This is a genomic window from Syntrophotalea acetylenivorans (assembly GCF_001887775.1).
GTDB classification, from domain to species: Bacteria; Desulfobacterota; Desulfuromonadia; order Desulfuromonadales; family Syntrophotaleaceae; genus Syntrophotalea_A; species Syntrophotalea_A acetylenivorans.
On record NZ_CP015519.1, the window covers coordinates 2,460,537 to 2,479,234 of the forward strand.

The window sequence follows — 18,698 nt, forward strand, 5'->3', positions numbered from 1 at the left end:
ACAAACTCCTATGGTGGCACTATCATGAGGAACTTTGTTACAATTTACTCTAATCCCCATGTTTTTGCGAGCCACATTCTGTAAAGGATGCTAACTATGGAGAAAATTCGTCTCGGCATCAGCGCTTGCCTGCTTGGGCAAAATGTTCGTTATGACGGCGGGCATCAGCTTAATCGCTACCTGCGGGATACCCTGGGGCATTTTGTAGACTATGTGCCAGTCTGCCCCGAGGTGGAGATGGGCCTGTCGATTCCGCGCGAGACCTTACGGTTGGTGGGCGACCCTGGTGCGCCGCGTCTGGTTTTCTCCAAGAGCGGAGAGGACGTTACTGAGCAAATGACCTCCTGGGCTCAAAAACGCCTTGATAAGCTGGAGGCGGAAGGCCTTTGCGGGTTTATTTTTAAGTCCCGCTCCCCAAGCAGTGGCATGGCCCGGGTGAAACTTTATGACCGTAACGGGGTGCCGAGTAAAAATGGAGTCGGCCTCTTTGCCCGGCTGTTCATGGACCGTTTTCCGATGTTGCCGGTAGAAGAGGACGGGAGACTTAATGATCCGCGTTTGCGGGAAAACTTTTTGGAAGCGATTTCAACCTTTCGATCCTGGCGCGAGTTGCTGGCAGAGGGATGTATGCCGGCGGCGCTGGTAGAGTTCCATGCCCGGCACAAACTGTTGCTTATGTCACACAGCGTCGAATTGGCCCGGCAGATGGGTAAACTGGTGGCTAAGGCCGGATTGTTGACGGCGGGCGAGCTATTGACTCAATACCAGGCGCTGCTGATGAAAGCGGTTCGCCTGGCGGCGACACCGGCGAAGCACGTCAATGTTTTGCAACATGCCCTTGGTTATTTTAAGCAGCAACTCAGTGCTGATGAAAAGCAGGAAATGCTCGAACTGTTCGATCAGTATCGCCGGGGTGTGATGCCTTTGAACGTGCCGATAGCCCTGCTAAATCACTACGTACGCAAGTATCAGCCAGCCTATTTGGATCAGCAGGTTTATTTGCATCCCCATCCTGTCGAATTGCATCTGCGTATCGGCATATAGCTGATTTTGAGCGCCGTTTTGTGCTCTTTTTTGCTGCGGCGAAGGATGGGGGTGTAACAAAGACGGGAGAGCGAAGCGGGAATTTAGAGTGGGTTGGTCAGGGAACTTTGCGGTCTTTTAGCGCGGTCTCAATAGCGGTTTGCAGTTCTTGCGGCCGGACCGGTTTAACAAAGATCGCCACCGGGTCGATGGCTTTAGCTCGTTCCATCAACTCGTTAGAGGAATAGCCGCTGATAAAGATGATAGGCGTCGGGCCGAGGGCTCGTACTTCATGGGCGGTTTCGATGCCGTCCATATTGCCGGTCAGGTTGATGTCCATCAGGATCACGTCGGGTTTGTCCAGCGGTAACCGCTCAAGGGCCTTGCGGCCCGTCGCTACCGGTTCGCAAGTGGCATAGCCCATGTTCTCCAGGGCCATGTTCATGGCCAGAGCGGTAATCGCTTCATCCTCAACCAGCAGGATTCTGACTTTATTATTCTCGTTCATAGCGAGTTACCATACAGTTTTTGCGTGGAAAAATAAATGAAAAACCCCCGAAATTCTATCGACGCTTTTTGCTGCGAAACCTTTGTTTACCCCCCCCATAGGCTCGTAAAGGCATGTGATGTGGTCGGCAAAAACAACATAATGCTTAATTGAGTTCTTTTACTTTGTGGGAGAATTTTATTTTTAAGCACTCTTTCGGTTCAAAAGAAAAAAGGATATGCTTTAAAATCATCTTAAATCAACAGGTTTCGGTGGTTTTGAGTTTTGTTTCTTGTGTAAAGAGCATGCAGTTCCTAAGTCAAAATCTGCATTATGAAGTTGTGGCGCCTTTGGTGTGAAAAATGAGTCACAGGGTTTTTAAAGTGACTTTTGTTGGACTGGCGATCGCAGAAGCGGGATGGAGTTTATGAAAACAGTTCTGGTCCTCGAGGGAAATGGGCATGACTTGGAGGCGTTGCAAGACCTCCTTCGGGCTCACGGTTATACAGCCACTTCGGAGAACAGCCCTTCACTACAGGTGTCCGAAGTGCCACAGCCGATGCCTCCTCGCAACTGGCAGCCCGATGAAAAGGGGGGAGTACCGGATTTCGTTTCACGCTCGATGGTAAATCGTACCAAGTCGAACAGACAGAAAACGCTACCTTGGAGGTGGCTGCCCCGTCCCAGGGCACTGAGCAGCATTACCACAAGATCTATGAAGATGCGCCCGTCGGTATTTTTCGCTCCAGTCTTGGCGGCAAACTGCTGGGCGTTAATTCGGCTTGCGCCCGCATGCATAAATACGCTTCGCCGCAAGAGATGATCGCAGAGGTTAACCGAACGGGGATTGCCAAAGCGCTCTATGCCCACGACGGTCGCCGGGAGGAGTTGCTCCACCGGGTGTTGCACAGCCGGGACTGGCAGATCTGCGAAGAGAGTTTTTTCTGCAAGGACGGCAGCATCATCGACACCCTTTTCCATTTGCGAGCGGTGCGCGATGCCGAGGGAAGACCCTTCGAACTGGAAGGTTTCGTTGAGGACATTACTGAACGCAAGCGTACGGAACGGGCTTTAGAATTCACCCAATTTGCCATCAAAAACGCCGCCGACCAGGTCTTATGGGTCGATAACCAGGGGCGGTTCGTTTATGTCAACGATGCGGCTTGTTATAGCCTGGGGTGCAGTCAGATAGAATTGACCGGCATGTCGGTTTTCGACATCGACCCCGATTGTTCTCCCGAGGTTTTCAGGCAGAGATGGCAGGAGATCAAAAGGCACTGTTCAGCAACTTTCGAACGGCGGCATCAGACCCGGGATGGCCATATTTTTCCAGTAGAGATTCGAGCCAATTACCTGGTTTATGAGGGGCAGGAATACCTTTGCCTTTTTGCCACCGACATCAGCGAGCGCAAACGGGCGGAACGGGCCCTGAAGTTCACCCAGTTTGCCATCGATAAATCGAAGGACATGGCATTCTGGGTGACGGACGATGGCCATTTCTTCTATGTTAATGACGCGACGTGTCGGACCCTGGGTTACAGCCAGGAAGAGCTTCTGCAGATGTCGATTTCCGATATCGATCCGGTCTTTACGGCTGAGGTGCTTGTTGAGCATTGGCGCGAGTTGAAGGAAAAAGGCTCCTTGACTCTAGAAACCTTACATCGGGCCAAGGGTGGTCGAACTTATCCAGTAGAGGTTCGTGCCAATTATCTGGAGGTTGACGGCAAGGGATATAATTGCGCGTTTGTCGTCGATATCAGCGAACGCAAGGAGCAAGAGCAACTGCTGCGCCTGACTCAGTTCGCTATCGACAACACGGTCGATCAGGCCTTTTGGCTGACTCCGAAAGGGCGAATCATCTATGTCAACGAGGCGGCTTGCGCGGCGCTGGGTTATAGCCGTGAAGAGCTGATCGGCATGTCGATACCCGACATCGATCCCGACTTTGGCTTTGAAGGGCTGGCCGAAGGTTGGGAGACCCTTAAGGCAAAAGGTTCGATATCCCTTGAGGGCCGTCATAAGGCCAAAGACGGGCGTATATATCCGGTAGAGATTCGTAGCAATTACGTCAATTTTGACGGTAAGGAATACAGCTGCTCCTTTGCCACCGATATCAGCGAACGCAAAGCGAACGAAGAAAAGCTGCGCAGTGCCAACGATCTGCTTCGTGCCATTATCGAAGCGGCACCCACGGCGATCGTCGGCCTGGACCTGGGCGGCAAAGTATGCCACGTCTGGAATCCGGCTGCAGAAAAGATGCTCGGCTGGAGTGCCGACGAAATCATGGGACATCCGTTGCCCAGTGTGCCTGAGGCTGACCAGGTGGAGTTCCGGCGCCTTAGAGAATGGGTTGAGAGCGGCCAATCTCTCGATGGTGTTGAAGTGTGCCGCCAGCGCAAGGACGGCACCCCCATCGATTACAGTATTTATGCCTCGCCCCTGAAAGACGGCGGTGGCGGTATCATCGGCAATATTGCCGTTTTGCTGGATATCACCGAGCGTAAGGAGAAGGAGCAGGCGCTGCACCTGACCCAGTTTGCCATCGACAACACAATCGACCAGGCTTTCTGGAGGACGCCGGATGGACGGATCATCTACGTCAATGAGGCCGCCAGTGCCGCTCTGGGCTATACCCGTGATGAGCTGATGGGTATGACGATACCGGACATCGATCCCGACTTTTCCTTGGAAAGGTTGTCTGCAGCCTGGGAGACCTTGAAAGCGGAAGGCTCGCTGCACTTCGAAAGCCGCCATCGGGCCAAGGATGGCCGCATCTATCCGGTGGAGGTACGTACCAATTATGTGAATTGCGACGGCAACGAATTCAGCTGTTCTTTTGTCACTGACATCAGCGAGCGCAAGGCTACCGAACAGGCCTTGCGGCAGGCCAGTCTGATCGTGGAAAACAGCCCGGCGGTGCTGTTCCGCTGGCGCAATGCCGAGGGGTGGCCGGTTGAGATGGTCACTGGAAACGTTACTCAGTTCGGCTATAGCCAAGAAGAATTATTGTCCGGCTCTGTTCCCTTTGTAGACCTGGTCCACCCGGAGGATCTCGATCGGGTAGCTGCAGAAGTGCAGGAATACATCGCCTCAGGCGAGGATCGCTTTGGCCAGGAATACCGGATTGTCACCAAGCAGGGAGAGGTGCGCTGGATCGATGACCGCACTGTGGCCGAGCGGGATGCCGAGGGGCGGGTGACCCACTTACAGGGTGTGGTCATGGATATCAGCGATCGCAAGCGGGCGGAAGAGGCGCTGCGGGAGTCGGAGCGCCGATACCGCTCCATCGTCGAGCATGCCCCCTTCGGCATCACCCACTCCACCAACGACGGCAAACTGCTGAATGTCAATCCAGCTCTCGCTTCTATCCTGAAATACGATTCGGCGCAGGAGCTGATGGAGACCATCAACCGTTCCAGCATTCAGGAGGAACTGTTTCCTGAGCCGTCCGAGCGGGAACCCCTGGTAGGTAAAATTCTAAACACGGAGTCCTGGACGGTCTACAACAACCGACTGCTGTGCAAAGACGGCAGTATGGTTACCTGTCGGGTTCATTCCCGGCGAATCATGGATGAGGACGGTCAAGCCAGAGGGTTTGAAAGTTATCAGGAAAACATAACCGATCAGCTGGCAGCGGAAGAGGCTCTGCGGGAGAGCGAAGAGAAGTTCCGCGTGCTGGCGGAAACCTCGCCGGTGGCGATCTGTACCTACAATGGGGAACACATCAGTTACGCCAATCCCGCCATGGAGCGGCTGTTCGGCTATAGCGCCGAGGAGTTGTGCCGGATGCACTTCTGGGATTGGGCTCATGCGGATTTCAAGGAGTTGATCCGTAGCCGCGGGCTGGACCGGATGGACGGTGAAGCTGTGCCTGGCCAGTATGAAGCCAAGTACGTGACCAAGCAGGGCGAGGAATTGTATATACTGGTTTCGGCCGGGGTCATGAAAAATCAGACGAACGTCGCCGGTGTGGCGTCGTTTCTCGACATTACCGAGCGCAAGCGGACCGAGGGGGTTATTCGGGCTTCTCTGGAAGAGAAAGAGGTGCTGCTGCGGGAGATCCACCACCGGGTTAAGAACAACCTGCAGGTGGTGTCGAGTTTGCTCTACCTGCAATCGCAGAAGCTTTCCGATCCCGAGCTGCAAAGCCACTTTCTCGAAAGTCAGAGCCGTATCTGCTCCATGGCTCTGGCCCATGAGCTCCTTTATCAATCCAAGAGTCTCGCCGAGATCAGCCTAAAAGACTATGTGGAAAGTTTGGTCAGTCAGCTGCGGCAAGTATTTCAGGGACCCGAGCAGCAGATAGAGTGTCGGTCGGTTATCGGGGATATCTCCCTCGATATTGCCCAGGTGATTCCTTGTGGTTTGTTGATTACCGAGTTGCTGTCCAATGCCTACAAACATGCCTTCACTGATGGTAGCAACGGAACCATTATCGTCTCGATGATGAAATCTGGCAGGCAATTGAGTCTGTCCGTGGCGGACGACGGCGTGGGCCTGCCCGCGGACCTTGATTGTCGCCACACCGCGACCCTCGGCCTGCAACTGGTGACGGCATTGACAAATCAACTCAACGGCACTCTTGAAGTGAAAAGAGACGGTGGAACCCTGTTTCGGGTGACTTTTGCTTCTGAAGTGGCGAGCGCTCAGCAAAGGACTCACCAGGACTCGGAACGGCTGGTTTAAGGAGTTAGGCGGTCTTGATAGGTAAAATTCTGATTGTTGAAGATGAGGCCCTGATCGCTCTCAATATCGAGAGACAGCTAGGCAGCCTGGGCCACGAGGTCTGTGGCGTCGTTGCCTCTGGTGAAGAAGCCCTGGATCAGGCCGCCACCCTGAAGCCCGATCTGGTGCTGATGGATATTCATCTGGCCGGTGCCATGGACGGTATCGAAGCGGCCGCCCTGATCCGTGAAAGGTTCGCGATTCCATCCGTTTATCTGACCGCGCATACTGATGAGGCGACTTTGGCCCGGGCAAGGCAAACTGACCCCTACGGGTTTTTGCTCAAGCCTTTTCAAGAGATCGATTTGCGCATCGGCCTGGATATGGCCTTGCACCGCCGGGCCACTGAATTGCGGGCCAGAGAGAGCGAGGAAATGTTTCGCTTGGTTGCCGAGGGCATTGATGATGTCTTCTGCCTCACCAGCCCTGACCTGAAGGTCGTTTATTACGTCAGTTCCGCCTACGAGCGGTTGTGGGGGCGTTCGCAGGACAGCCTTTATCAAAAGCCCCTGTCCTTTCTCGATGCTGTTTATGAGGACGACCTGGACCGGGTTGTCGCTGTTTTTGCCCAACCGGGTCGAGAAACCCGCGAATTAGAGTACCGATTAGTTCGTCCAGATGGTTCTATTCGCTGGATCAGGGACCGGCGTTTTCCTGTTTGCGACCAGCAGGGGCGGTGTGTTCGCCTGGCCAGCATTGTTACCGATATTACCGAACACCGGCTTGCTCGAGAAGAATTGCTGGAGCTTAATAAGCAGCTGCAGCAACAGGCCACCCACGATATGTTGACAGGTTTGCCCAACCGGCGATTGTTTATTGACCGGCTCGAACAGGCGTTGGCCCATGCTCGGCGATTTGGCGGCCGGGTCGGCATGCTGTTTATTGATTTAGATGGTTTCAAGGGCATCAACGACCGCTTCGGACATCAGGCAGGAGATGAAGCCCTGGTCCTTATCGCCAAGCGAATCAAGCTCTTGCTGCGAGAGGTGGACAGTGCCGCTCGTTTGGGAGGCGATGAATTCGGTATCGTCTTGCCGGATATCGCGTTATTGGAGGATGCCCAATTGGTCGGGGAGAAAGTGTTGCAGGAGGTCCGGAGGCCTTTTTCCCTTCGTTCAGTAAGCTGCACGCTTGGTGCGAGTATCGGTATTACCACCTACCCTGATCTCGGTAAGACTGTTGATGAGTTGATCAGCCGCGCCGACAAGGCCATGTACCAGATCAAGAAACGTGGCAAGGGAGGCGTTTGCGTCTACCAGGGTCTTGAGGGGGGAAAAGGGTCTTAACGGTCAGCGATGGGGAATTTGTTCGTGATAAAAAAAGCGAATGGTACGTTCAATGCGAGCCAGCAGTCGCACATAATTGACGGGTTTGAATACAACATCGAAAAATCCCATACTGAGCAAAGCTGCCTCCTCTTCGGGAGAACTGATGGCCGCAAGGGCGATCACCGGTCGGCTTTGGGTCACAACATTGTTTTGTAAGTTTTGAATTAGCTTTTTGGCGTGTGCCGTATTGCCCGTTGTGCTGAGCAGGATCAGGTGCGGATTTTCCTGCATGGCCAATTTGACGGCGGCCATGGTGGAAGTGGCGAAGAACGGTTGATAGCCGGCATTGCGAAGGTTGGCGCAGACGATTCCGCGATAGAGGTCGTTTTCATCGATAATCAGGACCTTGTTTGGTGCTGAAGCCTTCGTCGGTTCTTCATGCATGTAATACCGCTTGATGGCTTTGAAAATTTCTGTCGGGGTCGCCAGGACCGGTTCGATCCGCAGCGTTGTTTTGAAGGCGATTTTATCGAGCGTGTCAAAATCAAGGGGATTGCTGATGGCCAGCTTTAAGAGGCCGTCTTTAAGTTCAATGGGAAAGATATTTTTCTTAATGGCCATATCGCAGTCGATGACCTGTTGCAGGTTCTCGGGGATGACCGGTGCGGAGATGGTCTGAATGGCGCTGAGGTTGAACTGGCGGGCGAGAATGCAGGCGATGTCCCAGTCGCTGATAGCACCCATATCCTCGAGGATCCGGCCCAGGGCCAATCCCGATTTTTTTTGCGCTTGCAAGGCGGTTTTAAGGACGCTGTCTGTGATGACCCCGGCCTCGACCAGGATTTCTCCGAATCTTTTGCGAATCTGCATGTTCTCCAAGCCTTATCTGTGGTGAATAGATATCTTTTATTAGCACAGTCTAGGTGTGGATAAAAGCCCTTGTTCTGATCAACCGCCCTGGATTTTCAGGTGCTTGGGTTTTTGACGACAGGCGATGAGGGGCAGAAGATTAACCCCTTACAGGAAGTGACGCCCTTTCAATAGCCCGGTAAACGGTTCAACTGGCCAGAACGCTGACGGCATCGTCTTGAAAAGCGTGAGCATAGGGGGGAGCGGCACTGTGATAGTAAAAATGCAGTGCCCGTTCGATCCGGGCTTGTAGCCGAGTGTAGTTAAGAGGTTTGGCAATTACATCAAAGAAACCGAGCCGCAACAGAAAGGCTTCCTCGTCAGGGGTATTGTTCGCCGTCAGGGCAATAATAGGACAACTGCTGGTATAGCTGTTTTGCTGAAGCTGTTCAAAGATCATCTGGCTACTGACCGTTTTCATGCAGGTGTCTACCAGGATAAGTCGCGGAGTGGTTTGTTGCGCGATGTGAATGGCCTCTTCCACGGTCACCGTCAAGAGGGGCAAATAGCCATTCCGCTTAAGGTTGTTGCAGATTGTGGTGCGGAACAGGTCGTGATCATCGATGATCAGCAGATAGGTGCCGGAGGAAGCGTCCGCCTCGGGTTCTTTCAGATAAAAGCGCTTGATGGCTTTGAAAATGGTGGTCGGGGTGGCTAGAACCGGCCGAATTTGACGGCCGGTCTTGAACGCCAGGCGATCCAGGGTGTTAAAATCAAGGGGATTGCTTACGGCCACTTCAACACCGTCTTTGCAGATTCCCAAGGGAAAGACCATCATTTTAAGAGCGTCGCCGCAATCAATGAGTTCAAGTACCGTTTCAGAAACGGAATCTTCCTGAATAGTGTCGATGACCGGCAGATTGAATTGGCGAGCCAGGATATCGACGATGTCCCTGTCACTGATCAAGCCCAGGTCTTCAAGAATTCGTCCCAGAGCCATGCCATTTTTGATTTGTAGGGAGAGAGCCGCATTCAGGTCTGCCTCGGTAATGACGCCTGCTTGCAGCAGGATTTCACCAAACTTCATACGAGATCGCATCGGTCACTCACTATCAAAAGGAATGTAAAAACAAAAAACTCGGGGCAGCGCCTATCCGGTCTCAATAATGCAAATATGGCACCACGCTAAGGTTTGGATCGCCACGCCAGGATTTAGGCAATTAAAGCCTGTTTTTGACTCGGCGCTCGATGCTATAACAACAGGGTGTAAGGTTTTTCGACGCCTGTTTTTTTGTTTTGCCGGGGAATCGGCTGGATGGATTTTGGTCTGTAAGAAAATTCGACAAGCGTAATGATTTCAGCGCCTTATGTTGGCTCTAATTAGTCCGAGCTCAGAAAAACAGTTCTTCGTAGATGGACTTTCTATGATTTGCCCCCTTTGTGAAAATAAACGAACTCTTCCTTTCTGGCGCGATCAACGTCGCTCCTACATGCGTTGTGACCGGTGCTTTCTGGTGTTCGTTCCAACCGAATATCATCTCTCTCTGGCGGCTGAAAAAGCCGAATATGATCTTCATCGCAACGATCCTGGCGATCCCGGTTATCGAAAATTTTTGCAGCGTTTGTTTGAGCCCCTACGGGAGCGGCTGACTGCGGGGGCGAAAGGACTTGACTTTGGTTCCGGACCGGGACCGACTTTAGCGCCGATGTTCGCTGAGGCCGGATTCGATATGGCAATTTACGATCCTTTCTATGCACCGGACCGTTCCGTTCTGCAAAACCGTTATGACTTCATCTCTTGCAGCGAGGTGCTGGAGCATTTTCATGCTCCCGGACGAGAACTTCAGTTCCTTTGGGAATTGCTTGCTGTCGAAGGTTGGTTGGGCGTCATGACCAAGCTGGTGATTGACCAACAGGCCTTCTCACGCTGGCACTACAAAAACGATCCTACCCATGTTGCCTTTTTTAGTCGGGAAACCTTTGTTTATCTTGCTCGTAAGTTGAATGCCCGCCTTGAATTGATTGCGCCTGACGTTATTCTGCTGCAAAAAACCTCGTAATATCGCTATTCCATTGCTGCTAAAACATATAGAAAATTTGGGCCATAAGCAAAAATCAGGTTGTTTTATCAAAAAAGTATGGAGCATGACTCGTTAAACAGTTTCGGAGGTGTGGTAGTTTGCTGAAATGACGAAGGGCGCCTCTTCTTGTTATGGAAGAAACGCCCTTTTGGTTTGGCCGGCCCTGTCGGTTCTAAGTTTTGAGTATTGCGCGTGAAAGGGAAGGTCGTGCTCTCAGTGAGCTATTTCTTTTCAAAATCGGCGAAAGCGGTTGTTTTATAATGGCCTTCGCTTACATATCGCAATAGTTTCCGTAATCGATTGGTGGGAATATATCCTTTTACGTCAATTATCGGTTTGCCGTGATTATCCAGAAACAGGGTGGTGGGAGTGTAGTTGATCAGAAAGTCCTCTTTCAGTTTCTTTTCTTGGCTGATATCGACCTCCACCAGAAGAAACTGTTCGTTCAGAAGTGAGATAATTTCCTTATTCTGAAAAACCTTGCGTTCCATCTCGGTGCATTGGTAACACCAGGGGCTGGTAAAAAAGATGAATAGAGGCCTTTGGGAGTCTTTGCTTTGTTGCAGTGCGGTTTCATAGTCCCGATAAATCAGTTTGTCGGCAGCGTCTAGGAACGATGGACATCCCAACCACAAACAGGCTGCCAACGCGATGCAGATCGGCAGGAAGAAAATCGATTTTGCCGTCCGATCGGCTCGAAAACAAAGAGGAAACTTTTGAAGGAAGCATCCCGACCTAGTCGGGATGCTTGAACTTCTCTCCCCCAAAACGGCGCTTTTGTCGGAGCACAGATCGTTCATGGGATCAGGGCGCCTTCTTTTCGTACGTGTCGAAGGTCATGATCTTGTATTTCCCCTCCGCCACATACTTCAACATGCGTTCAAAGCGTGATTTTTTTATCACATCTTTTTCCCGCAACACCGTCGATCCGTCGGGAGCGATAAAGACATGGGTGGGCGTGTAATCAACCTCGAACAGCTTTGCCGTCTGCTTTTCTTTGTCCAAATCGACTTCGACGGGAATAAAATGCTGGTCGATGAAACTTATGACTTTTGAATCCTTGTAAACCTTGCGCTCCATGTTCTTGCATCGATAGCAATACGGCAGATGGAAAAATAGGAGGATGGGCTTTTTAAGCTCCCGCTGTTTTTCCAGCCCCTGTTCATAGGTCAGCCAATGCACACCATGTTCGCCGGCCGTGACTGGAGCAGCAAAATGCGTCATCGTCACGATGGCTGCCAGAGCGATAAGTATGAGCTTGATACCTTTCATGGGATCCTCCCTTATGCGCGGTTACTGGTTACTTAGAAACGGTAGCTTACCTGGACATTAAATGTATCCATGGTATGAGACACTTTGGAGCCGGAAAATGGATTCGATGGACCGGGAGCGCCGTCGTTGGTTTCGGTATTTGTGAAGGCATGTTCGTAAGCGAAATCCAAGTCCCAATTCGTCCAGCTGTAGGTGAATCCCATAGTGGCGTGGTGTTCGACAAGAGCCGGAAAGATCGGGCTCAGGTTTACATTGGTGACCGGAGTGTTGCCGTAATTATAACCCGCGCGGACTTTGAAGGATTCGGTTACTTCGTACTCAGCTCCGATGGCCACCACGTATTGATCGTCCCAGTCCATCTCAAAGGGAATTTCCAACGGCGACGCCCCGTCAACATCCGGGTCACTGGCGGTAACCGTAACCGTCTTGATGGCGGAGCTCCAATTGATCCAGCTCAGGTCCATGGCCAGCAGCAATTTGGGGGTGGCCCGGTAGGCCGCGCCCAATTCGACCTGCCGGGGCCAGGTGAAACCATCCATTTTCACGTCATCGTATTTTACCCCCGATGCGGTTGTGAGCTCGCCATCTTCAAAATCGATAGAACTTTCGGAGGTGTACGTGGCGCCAACCGACCATTTGTCGTTGATCTGATAGTTGATCCCGAAGCGGCCCGAGAAGGTGAAGCTGCTCAGATCTTCCACCTTGTGCCCTATGGTGTTGGGGAAAAAGTCATATTTAATGCTGGCATAACCAGCATACAAGCTGGCTCCCATGGTCAGTTTATCGCTGACATTATAGGCCACGGTGGGAGAAAGTCTGACAAATCCAATCTCGGACATGAGATCGTCCTTCATGCCGGCCATCATTGGATTTGGATGTGTCGGCATAACTTCTACGTTCTGAAAATCAACGCCCATGCCGCCCTGCGCGAAGACGCCGATACCGGCGGACCAGCGGCTGGTCCCGAGGCGTTGGGCGTAACCGATGAAAGGAACCGGGAACATCTGAAATTCATTGTCGACGTTGCTTCCGCCGGCAGGCTGGTCTTCCATGTCGGGAAACATCAACGCGCTGCCCACGGTAATCACGCGATTACAGGTCGTCGCCAACTGCGCCGGATTTCCCGCAATGGCCGTGCAGCCCGCGGGAACCGCCACATCCGCGCCGCCCATGCCGGCAGAGACCGCGCCCGTCCCGATCATGTTCATTCCGTTGGTCGCCCAGCCGGTCAGCGGCGTAAAGAGCATCAAAGTTGCTACAATTAAACCAGGAATAACTCTCTTCTTCATAACCCTCCCCCTCCATAGATAGGCTCTAGACTAGCAGAAACAGTCTGCTCGTCTAGAGCCTGTAGATTTCTCTCTTCTATCCCGGGACGAGCCCGTATGACAGAAAACACCTAGTCTGATGTCCTCGAGCAGGCCTGTTGGTTGGGATCTTACCGAAGCTGCAGGTTAAACATCTTTCGATTTGCATTAGCGACGGTCTCCGCTTGCCCGGTTGGAATACCAGCGACAATAAATATCCGGGTGAACCCTTTGTGTTCACCCGGAGCGGTTTTAAATAAACAAGTTGTTATCCGAATGTTCCGAGGCTTCCAGATAGGCGGCTACCCCACCGATTTCTACCCCGTCGATAAGCTCCTCTTTGCGAATGCCCATCAGATCCATGGACATCTGGCAGGCCACTATGTTCACACCGCCTTGAATGGCCATGGTCATCATATCTTCAAGGGCCGGCACGTTATGGTGCTTCATGATGCCGCGAATCATCTTGCCGCCCATACCGCCCATGTTCATGTTGGACAGGGGCAGTTTGACGGAGCCCCGGGGCATCATCCAGCCGAAGGCTTTTTCGATGATGTTTTTACGGAGGCCCTTCACTTTGCCATGTTTTCGTAAGGAATTGAGTCCCCAGAAGGTAAAGAAAAGGGTGACTTTGCGTCCCATGGCCAGGGCGCCGTTGGCGATGATAAAGCTGGCGATGACCTTGTCCAGGTTACCCGAAAAGACGATGATGGTTTTGTCGTTGCCGGCGGTGGCAGGAACCACCCCGGGCTCTTGACCCGCTTTTTCGATAACCGCTTTGACGATACCTTTTTGCACTGAGATATCACGCACCACGTTGCCGGTGCTGCGCGCCCAGGCCGGAGCATCGCTCATAAAACCCGGATCGCTGGCGGTAATCGACAGCGCCTCGCCCGGCTGCAGGACATCCATCTCCTGCTTGAGCCGCATCACCGGGCCGGGGCATTGCAGCCCGCAGGCGTTTACTTCAACAATTTTCGAGGGGGCCTCGTTTGCCGGTTGCACCATGGGAATAACCTTCTGTTCAGTCTGTTGTATGGGAGCGGTCTCTGGGGCCTTGTGCGTGGTCGTCGCCACAAGCCAGGTTTCATAGCCGCCGGACAGGTTGTATATGTTTTCAAAGCCGTTGGCTGCCAATACGCGGATTGCCTGGTAAGCGATGAGCCCGACGCGACAGTAGAGGACGACTTTCTTGTCGCGAGGGATCTCGTTGAGCCGGTCACGCAGTTCGGCCTGCGGGATGTTGACCGAGCCAGGCATCACGCCGCTGGCACATTCCGCCGGTGTGCGTACGTCGAGCAGGTAGTACTCGGAAAGCTCGGCATTCTCAATGTCGGTCCACTTCACGGTTTTGATCAATCCCTCAAGGACGTTCTGGGCGACAAAGCCGGCCATGTTGACCGGATCTTTCGCCGACGAATAGGGCGGTGCATAGGCGTGTTCGATCTCGGTCAGATCGTCTACGGTCATGTTCGCTTTGATGGCCGTGGCGATGACGTCGATGCGTTTGTCGACACCGCTATAGCCGGTGGACTGGGCGCCCAGCACTTTGCCGGTGTCGGGCGAAAAGAGCACCTTGAGGCACATCTTCATCGCGCCGGGGTAGTAGCCGGCGAAGTCGTTGGGGTGGATGATGACTGAATCGAAGGGAATGTCGTGGGCGAGGCAGAGTTTTTCCGAGGCGCCGGTCATGCCTATAGTGAGATCGAACACCTTGGCGATGGCGGTTCCCATGGTGCCGTTGTAGGTGCGAGGCTTTTCACCGTGCATGTTGTCGGCGGCAATGCGCCCCTGTTTGTTGGCCGGTCCGGCCAGGGGGATGGTGGTTTTCTTATTGGTCAGGGGGTGCATGACCTCGATGGCGTCACCCGCGGCAAAGATATCTTCTTTGTTGGTTCTGAGGCTGTCGTCCGCCAGGATATGTCCGCGCTTGCCCAGTTCAATGCCGGACTCCGCGATGAAAGCGGTGTTCGGCTTGACCCCGATGGAAAGCAGGACGAGATCCGCTTCGACTGTTTTGCCGCTGGTCAGTTTGGCGACCACCCCGCCGTTGGCTCCCGGGGTGAATTCGCTGACGCCATCGTCCAGTTGCAGGTCGACGCCGTGCATGGCCACTTCCCGGTGCACCATTGAGGCCATTTCGAAGTCGACAACGTTCATGGCTTGCTTGGCCATTTCCACGACCGTTACGTCAATACCGCGGAATTTGAGGTTCTCCGCCATCTCCAGGCCGATGAATCCGGCACCCACCACCAGGGCTTTTTTGACCTTGCCGTCGTCCACCATGGCGCGGATCTGGTCCGTATCCGGAATGGTCCAGAGGGTGTGAATGGCCGGATGGTCGCTGCCGGGAATGGGCGGTTTTACCGGAGAGCCGCCGGGAGCAAGAAGCAGCTTGTCGTAAGTCTCATCGTACTCACGGCCTGTTTTCAGGTCCTTGGCCTTGACTGTTTTGGTCTCGGGGAGAACGGCCAGCACCTCGTTGGCGGTGCGTACTTCGATGCCCATAAGTTCCCTGAGTGCTTCGGGTGTTTGGACAACAAGCCGCTCCCGTTCCTTTATCTCATCGCCGATGTAATAGGGCAGGCCGCAGTTTGCATAGGAAACATAGTCTCCCCTCTCAAATACGATGATTTCCGCCGCTTCGTCCAGACGTCTGAGCCGGGCTGCCGCGGACATGCCTGCTGCAACGCCACCCACAATCAGATATTTTGCCATTCTGGCCTCCAGTTAAGAGTGTTAAATGTGTTGTGTATTAATCGGCTTGAAGTTTGTCTTGTGTACAATTCGAGATTCACAATATACAAAAAATCATATATATTGCAACATCTATTATATTAAAAAGGGTTATCTGTCAAGAATGGATTTTAAAACTAGCAGGGGCGATGGGTCCTTAGTTGACAAGAGCGGAGCTGCTTAAAACCAGGTCATTGGCTTCTGCGGTCATGTCCAGGTGGGATGGGAGATTAAGAAACAGTCAAGGAAGTTTTTGCAGGAAAATTGATAGCAGGTTTAAACAAAGCGGCGTGAAAAACCAAGCGGCGTGAAAAAAGCCCCTTGTCCTTGTCCATCGTTGATTGTCGGTCTAAGGATTATCTTGAGTCTGCGACTGCTTGAAATGAGGTCCCTGCAAGGGGTTTGTCCAGTGCAGGCATTAAGGGCACATAAAAACGAAAAAAATTAAAATAAAATATTAGCTTGCATGAAGGTCTCGCGTATAATATTTTTAGCGGCTAATAATTGACGGCTAACCTTTTTGCAGTTACTGGAACCTAAGTAACGGGACTAATTGTCTCGTGCTTTTGGGGAGAGAATAGATCGTGAAATCAGTTTTTCATCTCTTTATCATCGTATGTTTACTGTTGTTGAACGCTTGCGGCGACCTTTACCAGGCTGATCTGGAAGCGCCCACCGAGGGAATTACCGCGGGTTTTTTTCAGGCCAGTGACGGTTTGTCGGGTAAAGAGCTGTGGCGAACCGATGGAACTGCCGGCGGCACTTATCGGGTTAGTGATATCAACCCGGGCTCCGATTCTGCGCGGCCGATCAATCTTTTTCTCTATGAGGATTCTCTGCTCTTTGCCGGCAATGATGGGGTTAATGGGTTCGAGTTGTGGTGCAGTGACGGCACCGAGGAGGGGACTCGACTGATCAAAGACATCAATCCCGGCCCGGACAGTTCTTATCCGCTCTTTATGGTCCGCTGTCGTGGTCAAATTTTATTTGCCGCCGATGATGGCGAATCTGGCAAAGAGCTGTGGGTTAGCGATGGAACGGCTCAAGGAACCAACATGGTGCAGGACATTAATCGCGGCAGTGAAGGGGCCAGGCCCTATTACCTCACCCGGGTGGGCGATGAGGTCTTTTTTGCCGCTGATGATGGTATTCATGGAAAAGAGCTGTGGGTTAGCGACGGAACCTCCAAGGGGACCCGTTTGCTGAAAGATATAAATCGCGGCCGTGACAGTTCCTTTCTGGCCCATTTTTCCGAGGTGGATGGATTGCTTTTTTTCCGTGCCGATGACGGGCGCCATGGCCGGGAGCTGTGGGTCAGTGACGGAACGCCGGAGGGTACCCGGATGGTTCGGGATATCAATCCGGGTTCATCGCCGTCGACTTAGCACTATTTGCGTAAGTTGATAATTTCAAGACCAGTTGTTTTCACCTCGAAGCTCTCAGCGATCACCGAGAAAATCCACATCCTTGCGTCTTAGCAATCAAATAATCAGAAGCTTCGGTCCACGGAACGCACGGTATGGTCCGAGGCTTATTCAACGTGGTCCGTGTATTTTGTGGAAAAAGAGGAGTTCTCTGGGGTCATTTTCTTTCCGCTGGAATTTAGTGAATGACCAAATTTTATGGTATGGACCGCTGTTCTACATGAAGAGGCTGAATCTTTGTGCTACTCTTCTCTATTTTGATGGGCAACGTTGCCGCTAATGGGAAGATACTCGAAGTATGAAGCCTGAAAATTGCCAGCGAATAATCTGTCATAATCCCTTTGAATGGTTCGAAATCCATCCCGACGGACAGGTGTTTGCCTGTTGTCCTGCCTGGCTTAAACGATCCTTGGGCAATCTTTTGACCGATGACCTGGATGATATCTGGAATGGTACAACGGCCCGTGACCTGCGGCGCTCAATTCATGACAGTTCCTTTCGCCATTGCAACCGCCGCCGTTGCCCGCGCCTGGTTAACGGTACTGCTCCGGTCGGTAAGCTCGGCGAGTTGGAAAAGGGCGTCTTTCGGGATGTCTTTGAAGCCAAGCAAACCCGGTTGCCCTGGGGGCCACAAAAACTCAACCTGTGTTATGACCGCAGTTGCAATTTGGCCTGCTCAAGCTGCAGATCTGGATTCTATGCAGCCAGTGACGAGGAACAATTCCGCGCAGATTATCTCAGCGATCGGGTGCGGCGAGAGCTAGCTCCCCACGCACGGCAACTGATTATTAGCGGTACAGGAGATCCCTTTGCCAGCTCTTCCTACCGACGTTTATTGGAAGAGTTTGTTCCCCGCGAATACCCTCATCTTGAATCGATTCATTTGCATAGTAATGGTCTGTTGTGGGACTCAGCGGCCTGGCAGTCCATGCAGGCGGCCCAGCCTTTTGTCCGCACGGCGGAAATTTCCATCGATGCAGCCAGCGCGGAAATTTATAGTTTGAATCGCGGAGGGGACTTCGATCTACTGTTGGATAATTTGACCTTCCTGGCCAGATTGCCTATTGCCATTACTCTCAGTTTTGTGGTTCAGCAGAACAACTATCGCGAGATGGCAGATTTTGTGAGTCTGGCTCAGGGTTTTGATTTTGCCGTCTACTTCAGTCAACTGGTTAATTGGGGAACTTTTCGCCGCGAAGAGTTCCTCCGTCGGGCGGTACACTTGCCGGACCATCCGGAACATGCAGCCTTTTGCAGTGTGTTGGGTGAGGTTGCTAAGCAGGAGAGGGTGGATGTAGGAAATTTGCAGTCGGTGTTGAATCGTTAAGGCGAGTAGGGAACATCACTGTTTTCAGGTGAATGTTAAGGACATATTGCGGCAAACAAAAAAGGGACCAGCCATTTGGCTAGTCCCTGATTATTTTTGGTAGCGGGGGCAGGATTTGAACCTGCGACCTTCGGGTTATGAGCCCGACGAGCTACCGAACTGCTCCACCCCGCGTCAACGAGGTGTGAAGATAGCGAAT

The 18,698-nt window shown here is 52.5% G+C and carries 14 protein-coding genes and 1 tRNA gene; 6 read left to right on the plus strand and 9 right to left on the minus strand.

The window, feature by feature from the left end:
• Positions 1–96 precede the first annotated feature (96 nt).
• A complete protein-coding gene (locus A7E78_RS11320; RefSeq protein WP_072284393.1) occupies positions 97–1,044 on the plus strand; it encodes a YbgA family protein in 948 nt (315 codons plus the stop codon).
• 97 nt (positions 1,045–1,141) lie between these two features.
• Here A7E78_RS11320 and A7E78_RS11325 read toward each other — a convergent pair whose 3' ends face one another.
• Positions 1,142–1,531, minus strand: a complete 390-nt coding sequence (locus tag A7E78_RS11325; RefSeq protein WP_072284394.1) for a response regulator — start codon at positions 1,529–1,531, stop codon at positions 1,142–1,144.
• Positions 1,532–2,011: 480 nt separating this feature from the next.
• On the minus strand, positions 2,012–2,308 hold the full coding sequence (locus tag A7E78_RS15440) for a hypothetical protein (RefSeq protein ID WP_235606848.1): 297 nt from the start codon (positions 2,306–2,308) through the stop codon (positions 2,012–2,014).
• On the opposite strand from A7E78_RS15440, the gene A7E78_RS11330 reads away from it, so the two are divergent.
• Positions 2,246–6,196 carry a PAS domain S-box protein gene (locus tag A7E78_RS11330; RefSeq protein ID WP_235606836.1) on the plus strand — a complete coding sequence of 1,317 codons (3,951 nt, stop codon included), beginning with the start codon at positions 2,246–2,248 and terminating at the stop codon, positions 6,194–6,196. The genes A7E78_RS15440 and A7E78_RS11330 overlap by 63 nt on opposite strands.
• Before the next feature lie 14 nt (positions 6,197–6,210).
• Entirely contained in the window at positions 6,211–7,521 is a 1,311-nt protein-coding gene (locus A7E78_RS11335; protein WP_072284396.1) for a diguanylate cyclase domain-containing protein, read from the plus strand.
• A gap of 3 nt (positions 7,522–7,524) precedes the next feature.
• On the opposite strand, the gene A7E78_RS11340 is transcribed toward A7E78_RS11335, so the two are convergent.
• On the minus strand, positions 7,525–8,373 hold the full coding sequence (locus A7E78_RS11340; RefSeq protein ID WP_072284397.1) for a GspE/PulE/PilB domain-containing protein: 849 nt from the start codon (positions 8,371–8,373) through the stop codon (positions 7,525–7,527).
• 187 nt (positions 8,374–8,560) lie between these two features.
• Entirely contained in the window at positions 8,561–9,439 is an 879-nt protein-coding gene (locus tag A7E78_RS11345; protein WP_072284398.1) for a response regulator, read from the minus strand.
• A gap of 427 nt (positions 9,440–9,866) precedes the next feature.
• Here A7E78_RS11345 and A7E78_RS11350 point away from each other — a divergent pair, with 427 nt between their 5' ends.
• Positions 9,867–10,412, plus strand: coding sequence for a class I SAM-dependent methyltransferase (locus A7E78_RS11350; protein ID WP_235606739.1), 546 nt, complete (start codon positions 9,867–9,869; stop codon positions 10,410–10,412).
• Between the two features lie 242 nt (positions 10,413–10,654).
• On the opposite strand, the gene A7E78_RS11355 is transcribed toward A7E78_RS11350, so the two are convergent.
• The 4 genes from A7E78_RS11355 to A7E78_RS11370 all read right to left on the minus strand — a co-directional run bounded on the left by A7E78_RS11355 (position 10,655) and on the right by A7E78_RS11370 (position 15,730).
• Complete coding sequence (locus A7E78_RS11355; RefSeq protein ID WP_072284400.1) at positions 10,655–11,233, minus strand: thioredoxin family protein; 579 nt, start codon at positions 11,231–11,233, stop codon at positions 10,655–10,657.
• Between the two features lie 4 nt (positions 11,234–11,237).
• Positions 11,238–11,705 (minus strand): thioredoxin family protein, encoded by a 468-nt coding sequence (locus tag A7E78_RS11360; RefSeq protein ID WP_072284401.1) that lies wholly within the window; start codon positions 11,703–11,705, stop codon positions 11,238–11,240.
• Between the two features lie 32 nt (positions 11,706–11,737).
• Positions 11,738–12,994 (minus strand): OmpP1/FadL family transporter, encoded by a 1,257-nt coding sequence (locus tag A7E78_RS11365; RefSeq protein ID WP_072284402.1) that lies wholly within the window; start codon positions 12,992–12,994, stop codon positions 11,738–11,740.
• 270 nt (positions 12,995–13,264) lie between these two features.
• Positions 13,265–15,730, minus strand: coding sequence for an FAD-dependent oxidoreductase (locus A7E78_RS11370; RefSeq protein WP_072284403.1), 2,466 nt, complete (start codon positions 15,728–15,730; stop codon positions 13,265–13,267).
• Between the two features lie 602 nt (positions 15,731–16,332).
• Here A7E78_RS11370 and A7E78_RS11375 point away from each other — a divergent pair.
• Positions 16,333–17,133 carry an ELWxxDGT repeat protein gene (locus tag A7E78_RS11375; protein WP_072284404.1) on the plus strand — a complete coding sequence of 267 codons (801 nt, stop codon included), beginning with the start codon at positions 16,333–16,335 and terminating at the stop codon, positions 17,131–17,133.
• A gap of 337 nt (positions 17,134–17,470) precedes the next feature.
• Entirely contained in the window at positions 17,471–18,499 is a 1,029-nt protein-coding gene (locus tag A7E78_RS11380; RefSeq protein ID WP_072284405.1) for a radical SAM/SPASM domain-containing protein, read from the plus strand.
• 97 nt (positions 18,500–18,596) lie between these two features.
• Here the strand turns inward: A7E78_RS11380 and A7E78_RS11385 are convergent.
• Positions 18,597–18,673 (minus strand) — tRNA-Met (locus tag A7E78_RS11385).
• Positions 18,674–18,698 lie beyond the last annotated feature (25 nt).

Excerpts from the sequence above, each read along its gene's own strand:
- A7E78_RS11320 (WP_072284393.1), top strand. The coding sequence starts at position 97 with ATGGAGAAAATTCGTCTCGGCATCAGCGCTTGCCTGCTTGGGCAAAAT.
- A7E78_RS11325 (WP_072284394.1), bottom strand. The coding sequence starts at position 1,531 with ATGAACGAGAATAATAAAGTCAGAATCCTGCTGGTTGAGGATGAAGCG.
- A7E78_RS15440 (WP_235606848.1), bottom strand. The coding sequence starts at position 2,308 with ATGCATGCGGGCGCAAGCCGAATTAACGCCCAGCAGTTTGCCGCCAAG.
- A7E78_RS11340 (WP_072284397.1), bottom strand. The coding sequence starts at position 8,373 with ATGCAGATTCGCAAAAGATTCGGAGAAATCCTGGTCGAGGCCGGGGTC.
- A7E78_RS11345 (WP_072284398.1), bottom strand. The coding sequence starts at position 9,439 with ATGAAGTTTGGTGAAATCCTGCTGCAAGCAGGCGTCATTACCGAGGCA.
- A7E78_RS11355 (WP_072284400.1), bottom strand. The coding sequence starts at position 11,233 with ATGAACGATCTGTGCTCCGACAAAAGCGCCGTTTTGGGGGAGAGAAGT.
- A7E78_RS11360 (WP_072284401.1), bottom strand. The coding sequence starts at position 11,705 with ATGAAAGGTATCAAGCTCATACTTATCGCTCTGGCAGCCATCGTGACG.
- A7E78_RS11365 (WP_072284402.1), bottom strand. The coding sequence starts at position 12,994 with ATGAAGAAGAGAGTTATTCCTGGTTTAATTGTAGCAACTTTGATGCTC.
- A7E78_RS11370 (WP_072284403.1), bottom strand. The coding sequence starts at position 15,730 with ATGGCAAAATATCTGATTGTGGGTGGCGTTGCAGCAGGCATGTCCGCG.
- A7E78_RS11380 (WP_072284405.1), top strand. The coding sequence starts at position 17,471 with ATGAAGCCTGAAAATTGCCAGCGAATAATCTGTCATAATCCCTTTGAA.